The organism is Streptomyces hoynatensis, assembly GCF_003626535.1.
Taxonomy (GTDB): Bacteria; Actinomycetota; Actinomycetes; order Streptomycetales; family Streptomycetaceae; genus Streptomyces; species Streptomyces hoynatensis.
Genome location: NZ_RBAL01000040.1, coordinates 1 through 18,986, shown reverse-complemented (window position 1 = coordinate 18,986; position 18,986 = coordinate 1). Strand labels below are relative to the sequence as shown.

The 18,986-nt window shown below is 75.5% G+C and carries 14 protein-coding genes; 9 read left to right on the top strand and 5 right to left on the bottom strand.

The annotated features are described in order from the left end of the window. Window positions 1-381: 381 nt before the first annotated feature. Window positions 382-3,309, top strand: coding sequence for a glycoside hydrolase family 2 TIM barrel-domain containing protein (locus D7294_RS31240; RefSeq protein WP_120685196.1), 2,928 nt, complete (start codon window positions 382-384; stop codon window positions 3,307-3,309). A 66-nt stretch (window positions 3,310-3,375) separates the two neighbouring features. On the opposite strand, the gene D7294_RS31235 is transcribed toward D7294_RS31240, so the two are convergent. The 3 genes from D7294_RS31235 to D7294_RS31225 all read right to left on the bottom strand — a co-directional run bounded on the left by D7294_RS31235 (window position 3,376) and on the right by D7294_RS31225 (window position 5,426). After that, window positions 3,376-4,185 (bottom strand): SAM-dependent methyltransferase, encoded by an 810-nt coding sequence (locus D7294_RS31235; protein WP_174248481.1) that lies wholly within the window; start codon window positions 4,183-4,185, stop codon window positions 3,376-3,378. A gap of 134 nt (window positions 4,186-4,319) precedes the next feature. After that, a complete protein-coding gene (locus D7294_RS31230) occupies window positions 4,320-4,556 on the bottom strand; it encodes a DUF397 domain-containing protein (RefSeq protein WP_120685195.1) in 237 nt (78 codons plus the stop codon). A gap of 3 nt (window positions 4,557-4,559) precedes the next feature. Then, a complete protein-coding gene (locus D7294_RS31225; protein WP_120685194.1) occupies window positions 4,560-5,426 on the bottom strand; it encodes a helix-turn-helix domain-containing protein in 867 nt (288 codons plus the stop codon). Between the two features lie 139 nt (window positions 5,427-5,565). On the opposite strand from D7294_RS31225, the gene D7294_RS31220 reads away from it, so the two are divergent. The 6 genes from D7294_RS31220 (at window position 5,566) to D7294_RS31195 (ending at window position 12,806) form a co-directional block, all read left to right on the top strand. Then, the gene (locus D7294_RS31220; protein WP_158674744.1) at window positions 5,566-6,021 is read left to right on the top strand and encodes an ATP-binding protein; all 456 of its coding nucleotides are present in this window, start codon (window positions 5,566-5,568) and stop codon (window positions 6,019-6,021) included. Window positions 6,022-6,282: 261 nt separating this feature from the next. Further along, window positions 6,283-8,649: a glycoside hydrolase family 95 protein gene (locus tag D7294_RS31215; protein WP_120685192.1), complete on the top strand. Its 2,367-nt coding sequence runs from the start codon at window positions 6,283-6,285 to the stop codon at window positions 8,647-8,649. Window positions 8,650-8,917: 268 nt separating this feature from the next. Beyond that, window positions 8,918-9,217 (top strand): SGM_3592 family protein, encoded by a 300-nt coding sequence (locus D7294_RS31210; protein WP_241562751.1) that lies wholly within the window; start codon window positions 8,918-8,920, stop codon window positions 9,215-9,217. A gap of 1 nt (window position 9,218) precedes the next feature. Further along, window positions 9,219-10,526 carry an ROK family protein gene (locus tag D7294_RS31205; RefSeq protein WP_120685191.1) on the top strand — a complete coding sequence of 436 codons (1,308 nt, stop codon included), beginning with the start codon at window positions 9,219-9,221 and terminating at the stop codon, window positions 10,524-10,526. Window positions 10,527-10,607: 81 nt separating this feature from the next. Continuing rightward, entirely contained in the window at window positions 10,608-11,465 is an 858-nt protein-coding gene (locus D7294_RS31200) for an alpha/beta fold hydrolase (protein ID WP_241562750.1), read from the top strand. Between the two features lie 438 nt (window positions 11,466-11,903). Next, window positions 11,904-12,806, top strand: a complete 903-nt coding sequence (locus D7294_RS31195) for a DMT family transporter (RefSeq protein WP_241562749.1) — start codon at window positions 11,904-11,906, stop codon at window positions 12,804-12,806. Here the strand turns inward: D7294_RS31195 and D7294_RS31190 are convergent. Both D7294_RS31190 and xylA read right to left on the bottom strand, forming a co-directional pair. Next, a complete protein-coding gene (locus D7294_RS31190) occupies window positions 12,787-14,238 on the bottom strand; it encodes an RICIN domain-containing protein (protein WP_120685189.1) in 1,452 nt (483 codons plus the stop codon). The two genes, D7294_RS31195 and D7294_RS31190, sit on opposite strands and share 20 nt — an antisense overlap. Before the next feature lie 151 nt (window positions 14,239-14,389). Then, window positions 14,390-15,562 carry a xylose isomerase gene (gene xylA / locus D7294_RS31185; RefSeq protein ID WP_120685188.1) on the bottom strand — a complete coding sequence of 391 codons (1,173 nt, stop codon included), beginning with the start codon at window positions 15,560-15,562 and terminating at the stop codon, window positions 14,390-14,392. Window positions 15,563-15,673: 111 nt separating this feature from the next. Between xylA and xylB the strand changes: the two genes are divergently transcribed. Both xylB and D7294_RS31175 read left to right on the top strand, forming a co-directional pair. Continuing rightward, the gene (gene xylB, locus D7294_RS31180; RefSeq protein WP_120685187.1) at window positions 15,674-17,107 is read left to right on the top strand and encodes a xylulokinase; all 1,434 of its coding nucleotides are present in this window, start codon (window positions 15,674-15,676) and stop codon (window positions 17,105-17,107) included. 77 nt (window positions 17,108-17,184) lie between these two features. Then, window positions 17,185-18,564, top strand: coding sequence for an ROK family transcriptional regulator (locus tag D7294_RS31175; protein ID WP_120685197.1), 1,380 nt, complete (start codon window positions 17,185-17,187; stop codon window positions 18,562-18,564). Window positions 18,565-18,986 lie beyond the last annotated feature (422 nt).

Here is an 18,986-nt window from a genome sequence, read left to right as displayed (position 1 = left end):
TCCAGGCCATCATCGCCCTCGCACGCCGACGGGCGAGCGTCCTGTGGGTCCTCCTGCGCGACAACCGGGTATTCACCCCCGCCCCGCCAGTCACGCAGGCGGCTTGACTTCATCATTGAGACTCCTGAAGTGCCCGTGGGGGGACGTTGATCATCAGCGCCCTACCCTCGCCAAGTTGTGTTCATGCCAAGGGGGTTGCCGCTTCACCGTGGCGAACGAGCGGCGCGCGCGGGAGGAACGCGCGCCGCGTCCGGCCGGGGGGCGCCGACACTTTCCCTGGGGGTTGTCGAAAGGGCGCGCAGGACCTAGCGTTATCGAACACCGAAGCACAGATGTCAACATCGCGGCGCCCGCCGGCGGCCGCGACGCCGGAGGGAACCCATGCAGACCCCGTCCGAGGACGCCCCGCTCCCCTACTACGAGGCCCCCTCACCCGGCGAGGGCGCCCTGCCCGCGCGGGCCTGGTACGCGGATTCCGATGCCGCGCGGCTCTCGCTGAACGGCTCGTGGTCCTTCCGGCTGGCGCCGACGGCCGCGGGAACCGGCGAGGAGTTCACGCGCGAGGAGGCGGAGCTGTCCGGCTGGGGAGAGGTCACCGTCCCCGGCCACTGGGTGCTCCAGGGCCACGGCGCGCCCGCCTACACGAACGTCAACTACCCCTTCCCGCTCGACCCGCCGCGGGTGCCTGACGAGAATCCGACGGGGGATTACCGACGGGTCTTCGACCTGCCGGCGGACTGGCCGGCCGAGGGCGAGTGCCTGCTGCGCTTCGAGGGAGTGGAGTCCTGCGCCCGGGTCTGGCTGAACGGGGTCGAGCTGGGGAACTTCCAGGGCAGCCGGCTGGCGCACGAGTTCGCGGTGGGCGGCGTGCTGCGGCGGGAGGGGAACGTGCTGGCGGTGCGGGTGCACCAGTGGTCGGCCGGTTCCTACCTGGAGGACCAGGACATGTGGTGGCTGCCCGGCATCTTCCGCGAGGTGTCCCTGTGGCACCGGCCGCCGGGCGCCCCCGCGGACTTCTTCGTGCACGCCGGCTACGACCACGTCGCGGGCCTGGGGCGGCTGCGGGTGGAGTGCGACGTGCCCGGGCGGGTCCTCGTGCCCGAGCTGGGGATCGAGCTGGCCACCGGGCAGGAGGCGGCGGTGCCCGTGGAGCCCTGGTCGGCGGAGTGCCCGCGGCTGTACGAGGGCGAGCTGGTCACCGAAGGGGAACGGCTGCGGCTGCGGATCGGCTTCCGCAGCGTGGGCGTGGAGGACGGAGTCTTCAAGGCGAACGGCAGGCGGGTGCTGTTCCGCGGGGTCAACCGCCACGAGTTCCATCCGGCCACCGGCCGGGCCGTGGACCTGGAGACCATGCGGCGCGACATCGTGCTGATGAAGCAGCACAACATCAACGCGGTGCGCACCAGCCACTATCCGCCCCACCCGGCCTTCCTCGACCTGTGCGACGAGCTCGGCCTGTGGGTCATCGACGAGTGCGACCTGGAGACCCACGGCTTCACCGAGGTCGAATGGCGCCGCAACCCCGTGGACGACGCGCGCTGGACCCCGGCGCTGCTCGACCGGGCCGCGCGCATGGTGGAGCGGGACAAGAACCACCCCTCCGTCGTCGTCTGGTCCCTGGGCAACGAGTGCGGCGCGGGTGCCGGGCTGAGCGCGATGGCGCAGTGGATTCGGGAACGCGACCCCTCCCGGGCCGTCCACTACGAGAACGACAGGGACTACCCGGACAGCGACTTCTACTCCCGGATGTACGCGCCCCACGAAGAGGTGGAGCTGATCGGGCGCCGCGAGGAGGAACCCCTGCCCGACCCACGGCTCGACGCCCACCGCCGCACCCTGCCGTTCCTCCTGGTCGAGTACGCGCACGCGATGGGCAACGGGCCGGGCGGACTGGCCGACTACCAGCGGCTGTTCGAGACCTACGAGCGCTGCCAGGGCGGCTTCGTGTGGGAGTGGATCGACCACGGGCTGCCCAAGCGCACCCCGGAAGGACGCGACTACTACGCCTACGGCGGCGACTTCGGCGAGGAGCTGCACGACGGGAACTTCGTGTGCGACGGCCTCCTCTTCCCCGACCGCACCCCCTCCCCGGGACTGATCGAGTACAAGAAGGTCATCGAGCCGGTGCGGCTGAGCGGCGACCCGGCCACCGGCACCCTCACCGTCACCAACAACCACGACTTCGCCACCACCGCCCACCTCGCCTACGCCTGGGCCCACCACACCGACGGCGCCCTCCAGGCCACCGGCACCTTCGACGTCCCGCCGCTCGGCCCCGGCGAGAGCACGACCCTCACCCTCAAGGAGCTCACCGCCCCCGACACCCCGGGCGAGCACGTCTGGACCCTGCGCGCCCTGCTGGCCGCCGACACCCCCTGGGCCGCCGAGGGGCACGAGATCGCCTGGACGCAGCTGGTCGCGACGGCCGAAGCCGGCCCCGCGCCCACCCCGGCCCCGGCCGCGCCGAGCCGCGCCGCGGGCGTCGTCCGGCTCGGGCCTGCGGTGTTCGACGCCGGCACCGGGGCCCTGACCACCCTCGGCGGGCTGCGGCTGAGCCAGGCGCCGCGCCTGGACGTCTGGCGCGCGCCGACCGACAACGACCTCGGCGCGTCCTGGCAGCAGGACACCAGGTTCGGCGTGCTGTGGCGGGAGCTCGGCCTGCACCGGATGCACCACCGGGTGGACGAGGTGAGCGTGGACGAGAGCGGCCTGACGGTACGCGCCCGCGTCGCCCCCGCCGCCACCGACCTCGCCCTGCGCACCCGTTACCGCTGGAGCGCCACGGACGGCGAGCTGCGCCTGCACGTCACCGTCACCCCCGAGGGCGACTGGCGGGTGCCGCTGCCCAGGCTCGGCCTGCGGCTGGCGCTGCCCGGGGCCTACGGGCTGGCCTCCTGGTACGGCGGCGGCCCGGGCGAGGCGTACCCGGACACGGCCGCCGCCTCCCGGCTCGGCCGCTGGGAGCTGCCCGTGGACCGGATGCAGACCCCCTACGTCAGGCCCCAGGAGAACGGCGCGCGCGCCGACGTGCGCTGGGCCGAGCTGCGCGACGCCCGGGGCGGCGGGCTGCGGATCGCGGCGGACTCCGCGCCGTTCTGGTTCACCGCGCGCCGCTGGACCACCGAGCAGCTCGACGCGGCCGAACACACCTGGGAGCTGACGCCGGGTGAGGAGGTCTGGGTCAACATCGACCACGCCCAGCACGGCATCGGCTCCCAGTCCTGCGGCCCGGGCCCGCTGCCGCAGTACCGGCTGGCCGCGGCGCCCGCCGAGTTCTCCGTGGTGTTCACCGGCCTGGCCGGGGCCTGAGGCAGGCACGCACCGGGCCCCTCGCCGCACTCCGGACGGCGAGGGGCCCGGCGGCACGGGCGGGCGTCAGCGCTTCAGGCCGACCCCGCAGTAGAAGCCGAGGCCGCGCAGCATGGGGTCCTCGGGGACCGGCCTCGGCGGCCGCCAGAACGGCGGCTGCACCAGGCCGGGCTCGACCAGGTCGAAGCCCTCGAAGTAGGACAGCACCCGGTCCTTGGGGCGCAGCGTCAGGGTGGCCGTGGCGTTCTGGTAGACGCCCTCCACCTGCCGCAGCCGCTCGGCGCTGTGGAAGTCGCTGGTGGCGTGGCTGAGCACCAGGTAGCTGCCCTCGGGCAGGGCCTGGGTGAGGGCGGAGACGAGACCGGCCGGGTCCTCGCCGTCCTCGACGAAGTGCAGGATCGCCACCAGGAGCAGGGCCACGGGTTGCCCGAAGTCGATCAGGCCGGCGATCTCCGGCCGGGCGAGCAGGGCCTTGGGGTCGCGCAGGTCGGCGAGCACGAAACCCGCGTTGCCGTCGTTGGTGAGCTTGGCGCCGGCGTAGGTGCTGACGATCGGGTCGTTGTCGACGTAGGCCACCCGGACGTCGGGCGCCAGCTCCCTGGCCACCTCGTGGGTGTTGGGCGAGGTGGGGATGCCGGTGCCGATGTCGATGATCTGCCGGACGCCGCGCTCGACGACGTACCTGGTGGCGCGGTGCAGGAAGCTGCGGTTCTCGCGGGCCGCCAGCTGCATGTCGGGCAGCAGCCGCATGACCCGGTCCGCCGCCGCGCGGTCCACCTCGTAGTTGTCCTGGCCTCCCAGGTAGTAGTCGTACATCCGCGCCGGGTGCGGCCGGCTGGTGTCTATCTGCTCGGCGCTGAAGCCCTGTTCGCTCACGCCATGCTCCGTCTTCTCTCTGCTCTGGGCCGCCGCGGCCCGGCTCCGGGTCCCTGCCCCCGTGTGTCCCCCTTGCCGCGGTGCCCGCGCCCCCCGTGCGCGGACACCGCGGCCCCCTCGCCCCCTGGGTGTGGTCACACCAGGAGGAAGTCGGCGGCCCCCGCCTTCACGCCCTCGATGAACCTGATCATCTCCAGCGAGGAGCAGATCAGGGCGGGCCCGTCCGGGTCGGTCGACTGGCGCAGGGCCACGCGGCCGTCCCGCAGCCGCATCACCTCCACGCAGCTGCCGCCGTTCCCCCCGCTCCATGGCTTGCGCCAGCCCTCCTGGCCGAGGTGCTTGGCGGGCATGCCGTTGTAAATGCGACCCATGGTTCAGATCTCCTTGCGAATTCCACTGAGGATGGCCTCAGTGCGGTGCACGGGCGCGGCCTGCGCGCACATCCGGTCCAGGGCCTCCCGGAACGCCGAGACGTCGTCGCGCTGGTCGTAGTACGCGGCTCCGACCAGGTTCTCCGCGCAGGCGACGTCGGGCAGTTCGGGGAGGGGGAACCGGAAGAGGTGGAAGGGCCCGTACATCGCCGGGTGGAGACCCGCGGCGAACGGCATGACCTGCAGCCGCACGTGCGGCAGGGCCGTCGCCTCGATCAGCCGGGAGATCTGGGCGCGCATGACGTGGGGGTGGCCGATGGGCCTGCGCAGCACGGTCTCGTCCAGGACCAGCCACAGCAGGGGCGGCTGCTTGCGCTCCAGCACCTCCTGGCGCCCCATGCGCAGGGCGACCAGCCGCTCGATCTCGCCGGCCGGCGCGTGCGGCATCCCCGCCCGCAGCACCGACGTGGCGTACGCCTCGGTCTGGAGCAGCCCGGGCACGTAGTGCGGCTCGTAGGCGCGAATCTGGTCCGCCTCGGATTCGAGGCTGACGAAGGCGCTGAACCAGTCGGGCAGCACGTCGCGGTAACGGTGCCACCAGCCGGGCTGATTGGCCTCGCGGGCCAGCGAGAGGAAGGCGTCGATCTCGCCCTGGTCCGTGACGCCGTAGATCCGCAGCAGCTTCTCCACGTACGGGACCTTCAGGCCGACCTGCGCCTTCTCCATGCGGCGGATCGTGGCGTGGGTGACGTCGAGGGCCTGGGCCGCCTCCTCGAAGGAGAGGCCGGCCGACTCGCGCAGTTCCTGGAGGCGCTTGCCCAGAACGAGGCGCAGCGCCGTCGGCGCCCCGCCCGCTGATCCGCCCGCCACTGGCCCCACCCTTCCAACTGCCGCCTGACACAAGGGAGTCTGCCATGCCGCGCCCCGATGCAACAGACTGACATCAACGATTCTGTAATTTGCAGGCTGGCTCTTGCCGGATGAGAGGGGCAACCCGCACAGTAGAACGGTGGCTACCTCCTCGCGCGCCCAGTCCCTGGAGCGCTACGCCAGTGCCGCGTGTCCCAGCGGCCGTTTCACCTTCCGGCTGCCGGCCGCGGACACCTCGGCGGCGGAAGCGCGAAGACGTATCAGGCATCAGCTGACGCAGTGGCGGACGCCCGCCGAGACCTGCGACAACGCCCAGCTGGTGGTCTCCGAGCTGGTCACCAACGCGCTGCGGCACACGCGCAGCGAGACCGTGGGCTGTGAACTGGAACTCTTCGGCTCCCTGTTGCGCGTCGCGGTCGCGAGCGACGGGACCGGGCCCGCGCACCGCGAGCCCACACAGGCCGGCCCGGAGGAGGAGAGCGGGCGCGGGCTGCTGCTCGTCTGCGCCCTGGCGACCGTGTGGGGGGTGCGCCCGCGGGAGGCGGGGCGCGGGCACGTCGTATGGGCGGACCTGCCCCTGGGCGAGGCCGCCTGAGCGCGCGGCAGGCCACAGCCGCCCGCTCTTCCGCAGCCCCGCCGCCCGGGCGCACGCCCCGGCGCGCGTGCGCCGAATGCCCCGTGCGATGCTTCCGTGCGCGTTCGGTACGCTCCCGGGTGCGCCGCCCCGGAGGCCCTCGTGGCCCCGGTGGGCCGCGCGGCCGGACGGCCCGCGCCGCTCCCGGCCGCGGCCCCTCGGGCGCGGCACCGGGCCGGGCGGCCGACTTGATCCGGATCCGGCACGAGAGGCCAGCACGCCATGACGTCCCCTCCGCTTCGCCTGTGGTACCCGCGCCCCGCCGAGCGATGGCTGGAGGCGCTGCCGGTGGGCAACGGCCGCCTCGGCGCCATGGTCCACGGCGGCGTCGTCGAGGAGGAACTTCAGCTCAACGAGGACACGCTCTGGGCCGGCGGCCCGCACGACTACGACAATCCCGCCGCCCTGAGCGCCCTGCCCGAGATCAGGCGGCTGGTGTTCGCCGGCGAATGGGACGCGGCGGCGCGGCTGGTGGAGAGCGACGTCATGGGCGTCCCGGTGCGGCAGGCGCCCTACCAGACGATCGGCAGCCTGCGGCTCGGCTTCCCGGACGCGGCGGGCCGGCAGGCGGGCGGCCAGGAGGCCGGGGAGCAGGCGGGCGCGGACGCCGGGTGGTCGGCGTACCACAGGGAGCTGGACCTGCGCGAGGGCGTGCTGCGCGTCGAGTTCCTCCGCGGAGGCGTGCGCTACCGGCGCGAGGTCTTCGCCAGCGCCCCCGACCAGGTGATCGTGGTGCGGCTGACCGCGGACACGCCCGGCGCGATCGGCTTCCGCGCCGCCTTCGACGGGCCGCTGACCACCGCCACCTCCTCCCCCGACGGCGCCACCGTCGAGCTGCGCGGCCGGGGCACGGACGCGGACGGCGTCGAGGGCCGGGTCGCCTTCACCGCACTCGCCACCGCGAGGTGCGAGGGCGGCTCCTGCGTCTCGCGCGACGGCGAGCTCCACGTGACGGGCGCGGACGCGGTCACGCTGCTGATCTCGGCCGGCACCGGCTACGTGGACTGGCGCGAGGTGCGCGGGGACGGGAGCCGGCGGGCGCGCCGGGACCTGGCCGCCGCCGCGGCCCGCCCGTACGCCGAGCTGCGCGAGCGGCACGTGGCCGACCACGGCGCCCTGTTCTCCCGGGCCGAGATCGAGATCCCGCCGACGGCCGCCGCCGCGCTGCCGACCGACGAGCGGGTGGCGGGCTTCGCGGCCGGCGAGGACCCGCAACTGGCGGCGCTGTACTTCGCCTACGGCCGCTACCTGCTGATCGCCTGCTCGCGGCCCGGCACCCAGCCCGCCAACCTCCAGGGGCTGTGGAACGACCTCACCGACCCGCCGTGGGGCTGCAAGTTCACGATCAACATCAACACGGAGATGAACTACTGGCCGGCCGCCCCGGCCAATCTCCTCGAATGCTGGGAACCGCTCTTCGCGATGCTGCGGGAGCTGCGGGAGGCGGGGGCGCGGACCGCCCGCGCGAGTTACGGGGCGCGCGGCTGGGTCGCACACCACAACGTGGACGCCTGGCGCGCCACCGCGCCCACGGACGGCGCGTTCTGGGGGATGTGGCCCACCGGAGGCGCCTGGCTCGCCCTCTCGGTGTGGGAGCACTACCGCTTCACCCGGGACGAACGGGCGTTGCGCGAGAACTACGAGGTCCTGGCGGATGCCGCCCGGTTCTTCCTCGACGTCCTGGTGCCCGACCCGGAGACCGGCCACCTGGTCACCTGCCCCTCGATTTCGCCGGAGAACGCGCACCACGAGGGCGCGGGCGGCTCGCTGTGCGCGGGGCCGACCATGGACGCGCAGATCCTGCGCGACCTCTTCGCCGCGGTGGCCGCGGCGGCGGAACTCCTCGGCCGGGACGCCGAGCTGGCGGCCGGGGCCCGGGCCGCGGCCGAGCGGCTGCCGCCGACGCGGGTGGGCGCGCAGGGGCAGGTGCAGGAGTGGCAGCAGGACTGGGACGCGATCGCCCCGGAGCAGCACCACAGGCACGTCTCGCACCTGTACGGCCTGCATCCCGGCGGCCAGATCACCCGCGAGACCCCGGAGCTGTTCGCGGCGGCGCGCACCACCCTGGAGCAGCGCGGGGACGCGGGCACCGGCTGGTCCCTCGCCTGGAAGATCAATTTCTGGGCGCGGCTGGCCGACGGGGACCGCTCCTACAAGCTGCTGACGGATCAGCTGACGCCGGAGCGCACCGCCCCCAACCTCTTCGACCTGCACCCCCCGTTCCAGATCGACGGCAACTTCGGGGCCACGGCCGGGATCGCGGAGTGGCTGCTGCAGAGCCACACCGGCGAGCTGGTGCTGCTGCCCGCCCTGCCGGGCGCACTCCCTCGGGGGCGGGCGCGCGGGCTGCTGGCCAGGGGCGGCTTCGAGGTGGACCTGGAGTGGTCGGGCGCCGCCCTCACGCGCGCGGTGCTGCGCTCCCGCGCCGGCGCCATCGCCAGGGTGCGCGCCGCCTCGGGGCTTGCGGTGGCGCGTGAGGGCGTCCGGATCGCGGCCTCGCGCCCCGGGGAGGGCGGGAAGCGGGAGGCGGAGCCCGTGGAGTTCGCCACCGAGGCGGGCGCCGCGTACACCCTCACCCCGCTGGGCTGAGCCGCCGGCCGCCACCCCGCACACGCCGACCGGGGCGGCGGCCCGGTGCCCCCGGTGGGCGAGCGGCGGGCGAGCGGCGGGCGGTGGCGCGCCCCGGCGCACCCCGGCGCATCCCACCGGAACGCGCCCCCGGGCGGCTTCGGTACGGTGACGGGCGCGGCGAACAACCGTCCGAGCGCCGACGCATCCACCGGACGGAACCCGGCGCCGCCGCCGTGCGTTCACCCTGCGGCTGGCGCACGTGCGAGGAGCGGATGGGAGGCAGCTGATGGGCACCGAGCCGACGGGCCAGGAGGAGCCGCGCGACGGCGATTCGGGGCGCGAGGAGTGGGACGGCGTCGTGTTCGACGAGAGCTTCGTGCGGGGCGCCGAGGTTCGCGAGCCCTCCGCCAGGACCCGGATGCTCACCGAGCGCTGGAAGAACGGCGGGCCCGACCCGCAGCCCTGGCGTTCCGACGAGCCCCCGGCCGGCTGGATACACGGCTCGGGGCGGCGCGGCAGGCCGTCCCGGTTCCGGCGCGGGAGGCGATGGTTCCGCAGGAGGGGCGAGGACGGCGCCGGGGAGTGAGGTGAGGCACACCTCCCGCGACATCCGCACGGCCAACCGCTACCAGGTGCTGCGGCAGGCGATCGCGGACTCGCCGGTGTCGCGGCCGGGCCTGGCCAGGGAGACGGGGCTGAGCCTGGCCACCGTCGCCACGCTCGCGGGCGAGCTGGTGGAGCTGGGCATGCTGGTCGAGGCCGGCTTCGAGGAGTCGGGCGGCGGGCGCCCGCGCGGCCTGCTGGCGGTGAATCCCTCGGGCGGCGCGCTCGTGGGCGTGGACGTGGCGGAGACCTATCTCCACGTGGAGGTCTTCGACCTGGCGCTTCGGGTGCTGGCCCGCGGCCACGAGACGCTCGGCCCCGCGGACGGCGCCCCGGAACGGCTCGCGCAGCGCATCGCGGGCGCGGTGCTCGGCGCGGCGGGCCGGGCGCCGGGGCACCGGGTGCTCGGCGTGGGCGTCACCATGCCCGGCCTGGTGGACCGGGAGGGCGGGGTCTCCTTCGCGGCCAACTGGGGCTGGCGCGGCGTGCCCCTGCGCGAGCTGCTGGCCGAGCGGCTGCCGCACCCGATCTACCTGGACAACCCGATGCGGGCCTGTGTGGTGGCCGAGCTGTGGGCGGGAGCGGCCCGCGGCCGCGAGGACGCGCTGGTGATCAATCTCGGGACCGGGGTGGGGGCGGGCCTGGCCTTCGGCGGCAGGCCGCACCGCGGCGCCACCAACAGCGCCGGGGAGTGGGGGCACACCACCCTCCTGCCCCATGGCAGGCCCTGCCGCTGCGGGCGCCGCGGCTGCGTGGAGGCGTACCTGGGTGCGCCGGGGATCGTGCACCGCCTGCGCCGGTCCGGGGACGGGCGGCCCGAGCGCGGCCCCGCGGGCGAGCAGGCGGGAGCGGGCGGCCCAGGCCCGGAGCACCCACCGCCCGGGGGCGAGGAGGCGGACCGGCGGCACGAGGGGGCGGGGTCGGCCGCGGGCGACGGGCCGCAGGAGGACCAGACGGCGGCCATCGGCGCGCTGGCCCGGGGCTGCGCCGCCGGCGAGCCCACGGCGCGGGAAGTGGTGCGGGAGACGGGCGAGTTGCTGGGCACCGCGCTCGCCGACCTGGTGACGCTGCTCGACCCCGAGGTCGTGGTGCTCACCGGCTGGGTGGCGCGGCGGCTGGGGACCTGGCTGCTGCCGCCGGCGCGGGCGGCCCTGGGCCGGCACGCGCTGCGCCGCCCGGGGACGGGTCCCGAGCTGGTGCTGAGCCCGGTGCGCACCAACCCGGTGTGTCTGGGGGCCGCCACCTTCGCCCTGGAGGGTGCGCTCGCCGCCGGGGGCAGGAAGGACGCCTGAGGGACCCGGCCCGGGCCCGGCCGGCCGCCGCTATGCTGCGCGCCACCCGCAGAAAGCGCCTGCCGAACGGGGGCCGTGACCGTGTCCGACTCCGAAGCCGCCGAGCCCACCGAATCCCCGGAACCTGCCGGGCCTGCCGGGCCGGCCTTCGCTCCGCATGCGCTGGACACGCGGGGCCCGGCCCGCGGCGGTGGGCCGCCGCTGCTGCTGGTGCACGGCTGGGGCGGTGACGCCGAGGAGTGGCTGCCGCTGCTCGGGGCCCTCGCCCCCCGCCACCGCCTGCTGGTCCCCGACCTGCCGGGGCACGGGCGCACCCCCTTCCGGCCCGGGCGCGCGGCCCCGCGGCAGGTCGCGGCGGATCTGGCGGGCTGGCTGCGGCGGCTGGGCGCCTGGCCGGTGGTCGCGGTGGGCCACTCGATGGGCGGGCACGTGGTCACCGCGCTGGCCGTGGAGCACCCTGGGCTGGTGGCTTCCGTGGTGACCCTCGGCACGGGGTTCGGCGGCGGGCCGGACGCGCGCCGCCGCCTGGCCGCCGAGCAGGAGGAACTGCGCCGCGAGGGCACCGCCTGGGCGGTGCGGTTCGCCGCACGCGCCTTCTCCGCCGAGGCGCCGCCGGGACTGCGGGAGCGGCACGTGCGGCTGATGCGGGCGATGGACCCGGAGGTGCTGCTCGCCTACCGGGAGGGCATGTACCTGGCGCCGGGGGCGTTCGGGCTCAGGGCCGCGGCCGCCGCCTATCTGCGCGGCCGCCGTTGCCCCTCGCTGGCCGTGCACACCTCCCCCGCCGCCGCGGCCTGGGAGCGCGGCATGCCGCGGCACCCGGCCTCCCGGGTGCTGCTGTGGGAGGGCTGCGGCCACTACCTGCACGAGGAACGCCCCGCCGAGACGGCCGCGTTGCTGCGGGACTGGTGTGCGGCGCGGGCCGGGGACGCGGGCTGAGAAGGGCCGGACGGGACGCGTTCCGGCGGGCGCACCCCCGGCCTCGGTCCGATAAGCTGCCCGGCATGCGTTCCTCGCTCTCCGGGCGCCGGCCGTGCCGGCGCACCGCCACCCCGCCGCCGGCCGCCCGCTGAGGGCGCGCGGCTCACGGTTCATCCCGCCTCCGGCCTGATCGCCGGCCGGCCCTTCCTCCGGCCGCCCGGCGTGCGAGCGCCGGCGCGTCGGCGCGCCCTCCCGCAGATCCCTCGCCGGACCTCGACGGAGCAGGACGCACCGATCATGACCTCACCCCTTCCCTCCCCCCTTCCTTCCCCGCGCCCCTCGGGGCGCTCCCGCGACGGCGCCCCGGCCGCCGCTTCCCCTGGCCGTGCCGCCCGCCCCGCCGCGGACGCCGCACGTTCCGGCCCGCAGAGCCCCGCCCTGCGGGATGCCGGGCGAGTGCGGCGCCGCCCCTGGGCCGGGCCGCTGCTCGTGCTGGCCGCCGCCGCGCTGTGGGGCACCACGGGCACCGTGGCAAACCTGGCCCCCGACGGGACGCCCGCGCTGTCGATCGGGGCCGCGACCATGGGCCTCGGCGGGCTGCTGACCTTCGCGCTCACCCCGCGCTCCGCCCTCGCGGTGCTGCGCGGCGGGCGGGCGGTGCTGCCCTGGGCGCTGCTCGGCGCGCTGAGCGTGGTGGTCTATCCCCTCGCCTTCTACCCGGCGATGGCCCTGGCCGGGGTGGCCGTCGGCACGGTGGTCGCGCTGGGCTGCGCCCCGGCGTTCGCCGCGCTGTTCGCACGCCTCTTCGGGCGGGCCAGGCTCGGCCTCCGCTGGGCGGCGGCGACCGCCTCGGCGACCACGGGGTGCGCACTCCTGGCGCTGGGCGGGCACGAGACGGGCGAAGGCGGCGGCCACGCCGCCGCCGGGGTGGGCCTCGGCCTGCTCGCCGGGGCGTGCTACGCGCTGTTCGCGCACTGCGCGGCGCAGGTGATCCGGCACGGCCACCCCGCGCGCGCCGCGATGGGCGCGCTGTTCGGCCTGGCCGCGACCGTGCTGCTGCCGGTGCTCGTGGCCACCGGCGGGCCGCTCCTCGGCCGGCCGCGCGGGCAGGCGGTCGCCCTGTACCTCGCGGTGGTGCCGATGTGGCTGGCCTACGTCTGCTTCGGGGCGGGGCTCGGCCGCATCGAGGCCCGCACCGCGGTCACCCTCAGCCTGTTCGAGCCGGTGGTGGCCGCGGTCCTCGGCGTGACCGTGGTGGGCGAGCGGCTGGGCCCGGCGGGCTGGGCGGGGCTCGCCCTGGTCGTGCTCGGCCTGGTGGCCCTGACCGTGCGCGCCGGCGCTACGCCGCCGCCGGCCTGAACTGCTGGTTGGTGCCGCCGGTGCAGGCGTACTGGATGAGCCGGGCGCTGTCCGCCGTCGACTCGTCCGAGACGTCGAGGCACTTGCCGCTGTGCCGGGCGGTGAGCGTGACGTAGCCGCCGCCCGCGTCGGCCGTCCGCCACTGCTGCTCGGCTCCGCTGCCGCAGGCGGCCTGCACCACGTGCGTGCCGTCCGCGGTGGAGCCGCCGGAGACGGCGAGGCACAGGGAGCTGTGCCGGGTGACGAGCTGGACGTAGCCGCCGCCGGCGTCCCGCATCCAGAAGCGCTGGTTGCCGCCGCCGTTGCACGTGTACTGGGCGAGTTCCTGGCCGATGGCCTGGGACTGGCTGGGGATGTCCAGGCACTTGCCCGAGTGGCGGGCGGTCAGCGTCTGATACGGGCCGCCGGCGGCGGCGACGGTGCCCGCGGCGGTGTCGATGCGGACCTCGGGCGCCCAGCTCATCGACAGGGAGCGGCTGCCGGGGAAGGTCAGCGGGAGCCAGACGTAGCGGGAGTCGTTGACCAGGCCGCCGAAGGAGTTGCCCCAGCGGTCGCCCAGGTAGAGGTAGGAGGTGCCCTGGCTGCCCTGGATCGGGAGCACAAAGGCGGTCTGCGAGCCGAAGGCGGTGGCGTCGCCGACGTTCTGCATGGCGCTCCAGCCGCTCGCGAGGCTGGTGGAGGTGGCGTACTGCTGCTGGTTGGGCGACCAGCCGGTGGCGCCCGAGGTGAGCATGAAGTAGACGCCGTTGCGTTTGAACAGCGCGGGCGCCTCGCGGTGGCCCCCGGGCCAGGGGTTGGCGACCAGGCTCTCCACGTCCGTGTAGTCCGGGCTCAGCCGGTAGATGTGCAGGTCGTAGTTCTCCCTGGCGGCGCTCACCAGGTAGGCGGTGCCGTCGTCGTCGACGAAGGCGGTGAGGTCGCGGGACATGTTGCCGAGCGGCCGGAAGCTGCCGAGCCAGGTGTAGTCGCCGTCCACGGTGTCCGAGACGGCCACGGCCGCCCTGGCCTCGCTGTAGTCGGCCGCGTTCTCCTTGTGCATCCACATGACGAACTGCCCGGTGGCCCGGTTGTAGATGACCTTGGGGCGCTCGATGTTGGCGGACTGCAGCTCCGGATCGGAGCTCTGGGTGAGGACGTGGTTGCGGAACTCCCAGGTCCGCAGGTCGGCCGAGCGGTAGACGGAGACGTAGCGGAAGCCGTTGCCGTTCTCCTGCCGGTTCTCGCCGAACCAGTAGTAGTAGCCGCCGGCCTGGATCACCCCGCCGCCGTGGGCGTGCACGGGCTGCCCGTCCGGGGTGGTGAACTGCGTGCCGTTGAGGACGGAGACCGTGGCGGCCTGGGCGCCGGGGGCGGTGAGGAAGGGCGCGAGCAGGCCGAGGCAGAGCGCCGCGACCGGCAGCCAGACGCGCCGGAGCCGGGGAAGTATTGTCATGCCCGCAACATAACGGCGCCCCTCGGGGGGCGGCAGGGGGCGCGCGAGGGCCGCCCGGGTCTGCGCCGCCGGGCGCGTGGCCTCTCGGCCGCGCGCCCGGCGGGGACCGGCTGACCGCCCGCGGGCGGGCGGTCAGCCGCACGGGCCAGGGTCAGCCGCGGGCGCCCAGCAGGTGGTCCATGGCCAGCTGGTCGAGGGCCTCGAAGGCCATCCCGCGCGCCGCCGCGGCGTCCGGGTCGAAGTCCTCGAAGGCGGACCTGTCGGCCAGCAGGTCGGCCGCGGTCTCCCCCGGGTTCAGCGTGGGGGCGGCGAGCTGGTCGAGGCGCGCGGCGCGCAGCGCCTCCTGCACCTGCGGGTCGGCCCGGAAGGCGGCGGCCCGCTCCTTGAGGATCAGGTAGTTGCGCATGCAGCCGGCGGCCGAGGCCCACACGCCGTCGAAGTCCTCGGTGCGCGGCGGCTTGAAGTCGAAGACCTTGGGGCCGTCGTACCCGGCCGACTCCAGCAGGTCGACCAGCCAGAAGGCGGCGCGCAGGTCGCCGGCGCCGAAGCGCAGGTCCATGTCGTACTTGATGCCGCTCTGTCCGTTGAGGTCGATGTGGTAGAGCTTGCCCGCCCACAGCGCCTGGGCGATGCCGTGCGGGAAGTTGAGCCCGGCCATCTGCTCGTGGCCGACCTCCGGGTTGACGCCGAAGAGCTCGGGGCGCTCCAGGCGCTCGATGAAGGCCAGGGCGTGGCCGACGGTGGGCAGCAGGATGTCGCCGCGCGGCTCGTTCGGCTTCGGCTCGATGGCGAAGCGCAGGTCGTACCCCTGGCTGGTGACGTACTCGCCCAGCAGGTCGAAGGCCTCCTTGAACCGGTCGAGGGCCGCACGCACGTCCTTGGCCCCGCCGGACTCCGCGCCCTCCCGGCCGCCCCAGGCGACGTAGGTGGTGGCGCCGAGCTCCACCGCGAGGTCGATGTTGCGCATGGTCTTGCGCAGCGCGTACCTGCGGATGTCGCGGTCGTTCGCCGTGAAGGCGCCGTCCTTGAAGACGGGGTGGGTGAAGAGGTTGGTGGTGGCCGCGGGCACCTTGAGGCCGGTGGCGTCGAGCGCCTGCCGGAAGCGCTTGACGTGGCCCTCCCGCTCGCTCTGGGAGGAGCCGAAGGGGATCAGGTCGTCGTCGTGGAAGGAGACGCCGTACGCGCCGAGCTCGGCGAGCCGGTTGACGGCCTCCACCGGGTCGAGGGCCGGGCGGGCCGCGTCACCGAAGGGGTCGCGGCCCTGCCAGCCGACGGTCCACAGACCGAAGCTGAACTTGTCCGCGGGGGTGGGCTGGTACGACATGGCTGCTCCTCGGCTCCAGGTATTTCGTCATGGCCGTTAACAAATTAGTATGCACGGGCGCACTGTGGAAGCCCCGGGAACACCTTCGTACTGCCAGAGAGGACCGCGCACATGGCCGCACCAGACGGACCCCTCGTGATCGGTGTGGACAGCTCCACCCAGTCCACCAAGGTGCTGGTGGTGGACACCGCCACCGGCAGGGTCGTGGCGCGCGGGTCCGCGCCCCACCAGGTCACGGAAGAGCACGACAGCGACCCCGAGCAGTGGTGGGAGGCGCTGCTCACCGCCGTGGAGCAGTGCGGCGCCCCCGCCCGCGAGGCGGCGGCCGTCGCGGTCGCCGGCCAGCAGCACGGCCTGGTGACGCTGAACGGCGAGGGCCGTCCGGTGCGCAATGCGCTGCTGTGGAACGACACCCGCTCGGCCCCGCAGCGCGACCGGCTGGTCGCGGAGCTGGGCGGCCCGGCCTTCTGGGCGCGGCGCATCGGCAGCGTGCCGGCGACCTCGTTCACGGTCACCAAGTGGGCCTGGCTCCGCGAGAACGAGCCGGAGGCCGCCGCCGCCACCCGCGCGGTGCGGCTGCCGCACGACTACCTCACCGGGCGGCTGACCGGGCAGGGCGCGGCGGAGGGCACGACCGACCGCGGCGACGCCTCGGGCAGCGGCTGGTGGAACGGCGAGACGGAGAGCTACGACGAGGAGATCCTGGCCCACGTGGGCCTGGACCCGAAGCTGCTCCCGCGGGTGGTCGCCTCGGGCGAGGCGGCGGGCACCGTGCGCTCCGGCCTCCCCCTGCCCGAGGGCATCCTGGTCGCCGGGGGCACCGGAGACAACATGGCCGGCGCGCTCGGGCTCGGGCTCGGTCCCGGCAGGCCGGTGCTCAGCCTCGGCACCTCGGGCACGGTCTACGCCGTCTCCGGGCGGCGGTCCACGGACGAGAGCGGGGTGGTGGCCGGGTTCGCGGACGCCACGCACGGCTGGCTCCCGCTCGCCTGCACGCTGAACTGCACGCTCGCCATCGACCGGTTCGCGGCCCTGCTCGGCCTGGACCGCGAGGGGGTGGCGCCGGGCGGCTCGGCGGTCGTGCTGCCCTTCCTCGACGGCGAGCGGACTCCCGACCTGCCCTACGCCACCGGCCTGGTGCACGGCCTGCGGCACGACACCACCGGGGGCCAGCTGCTCCAGGCGGCCTACGACGGCGCGGTGTTCGCCCTGCTGCAGGCCCTCGACCTGGTGCTCGACGCGGACGCCGACCCGGACGAGCCGATCCTGCTGATCGGCGGCGGCGCCCGCGGCACCGCCTGGCGGGAGACGGTGCGCCGGCTGTCCGGCCGGCCGGTGCGGGTGCCGCGTGCCCAGGAGCTGGTGGCGCTCGGCGCCGCGGCGCAGGCCGCCGGCCTGCTGCTGGGCCGCGATCCGGCGGCCGTGGCCAGGGACTGGGACACCGCCGCCGGGCCCGACCTGCCGGCCGTGCCCCGCGACGAGGCCGCGCTGGAGCGGCTGGCCGCCACGCTCACGGACGCCGGCGCGCTGCTGCGGCGCCGGTGACGGGGGGCGCCCGAGCCCTCAGACGAGCCCAGCCGAGGACCACCGTGGCCAACCCAGCCCCCCAGTCGCAGGCCGAGATGCGGCAGCGGAATCTCTCGCGGGTCCTGCACACGCTGGCCGCCGAGGGGCCGCTCTCGCGGGCCGACGTCGCGGCGCGGATAGGCCTGACCAGGGCGGCGGTGTCCACGCTCGTGGAGGAGCTGCTGCGCGGCGGGCTGCTGGTGGAACGCGGCCCCGGGCGCTCGGGCGCGGTGGGCCGCCCCGGCACCCAGCTGCTGCCGGCCGACCGTGGCCCCGCGGGGATGGGGGCGGAGATCGGCGTCGATCACCTGGCCGTGTGCGTGATGGACCTGCGGGGCGAGGTCAGGGTCCGCATCGGGCAGGAGAGCGGCAACCAGGGCAGCGAACCGGCCGCGGTGCTCGGCGCGCTGGACGCGATGCTGCGCCGGGCCACGTCCGAGGCCGCCGCGGTGGGGCTGCGCCCGGTGGGCCTGACGGTGGCGGTGCCGGGCCTGGTGCTGCGGGACTCGGCCACGGTGCTGCGCGCCCCCAACCTCGGCTGGAGCGGCATCGACCTGGCCCCGCTGCTGCCCGCGGGCCCCGCGGCGGGGGGCACGGCGGCGGGGAACGCCATGCCGTACGCCGCCGGGAAAGCGGTGGAGAACGCCGCCGGGGACGCCGCGGGGAAAGGGGCAGGCGGCGCCGTGGGGTTCGTCGCGGTGGAGAACGAGGCCAACCTCGGCGCCCTGGCGGAGCTGTGGTCGGCCGCACACCCGCCCGGTGGCCCGGCCACGCCCGGGGGTCCCGCGGCGGCCGGCGGGCCGGCGGGACCTGACGGCCCCGCGGACGGCCTCGCGGACGGCCCCGCGGACGGCCTCGCGGACAGTGCCGCGGACAGCTTCGTGTACGTCTCGGCGGCGATCGGCATCGGCGCCGCGGTCGTGGTCGACGGCGAACTGCTGCGGGGGGCGCACGGGTTCGCGGGCGAGCTGGGGCACATGCCGGTGCGCCCCGGCGGCCGCCCCTGCTCCTGCGGGGGACGCGGCTGCCTGGAGGCGTACGCGGGAGAGGAGGCCGTGCTGCGGGCCGCGGGGCTGACCCCGGGGCCCGGCGTGCGGCTCGGCGCGCTGACCGTGCGCTGCGAGGCCGGGGAGCCGGCCGCGCTGCGGGCGGTGCGCGAGGCGGGGACGGCCCTGGGCATCGCGCTGTCCGGCGCGGTCAACCTCCTCGACCCGCGGCGGGTGGTGATCGGCGGCCCGCTCGCCCGGCTCGGCCCGTGGCTGCTCCCGCCGGTGCGCCGGGAGCTGGCCCGCAGAACGGCGGTGGCCGCGGGCGGGCGCAGCACCCCGGTGCCGGTGACGGCCTCGCCGCTCGGGCCCGACGGCCCGCTGCTCGGCGCCGCCAGATCGGCGGTCAGGGCCGCCCTGGACTCCCCCGGGACCCTGCTGGCCCGCTGAACCCGGCGGGGGCGCGCGAGGACGCGGCGGGGGCGCGCGAGGACATGACGGGGCGCGGCGGAGAGCACGGCACCCGCACCGGTACGAACGGCGGCAGGCGGCGAGGAGACCGCGGCGTCGCCAGGGGCGGCGCGTGGCGGACGGCGCGCGGCAGCCGCGGCACTGGTGCGTTGACGCCGCCTCAGGTCGGGCCAATGGCATAGTCGTTGCCCACTTGGCAGACCTCGGACGCACCGTCAGCATGAGGACAACCGAGCTTGTCATGCTCAGCGCCATCGCGTCGCGTCCCCACTCTCCGGGAGTCTCAATGATGAAGTCAAGCCGCCTGCGTGACTGGCGGGGCGGGGGTGAATACCCGGTTGTCGCGCAGGAGGACCCACAGGACGCTCGCCCGTCGGCGTGCGAGGGCGATGATGGCCTGG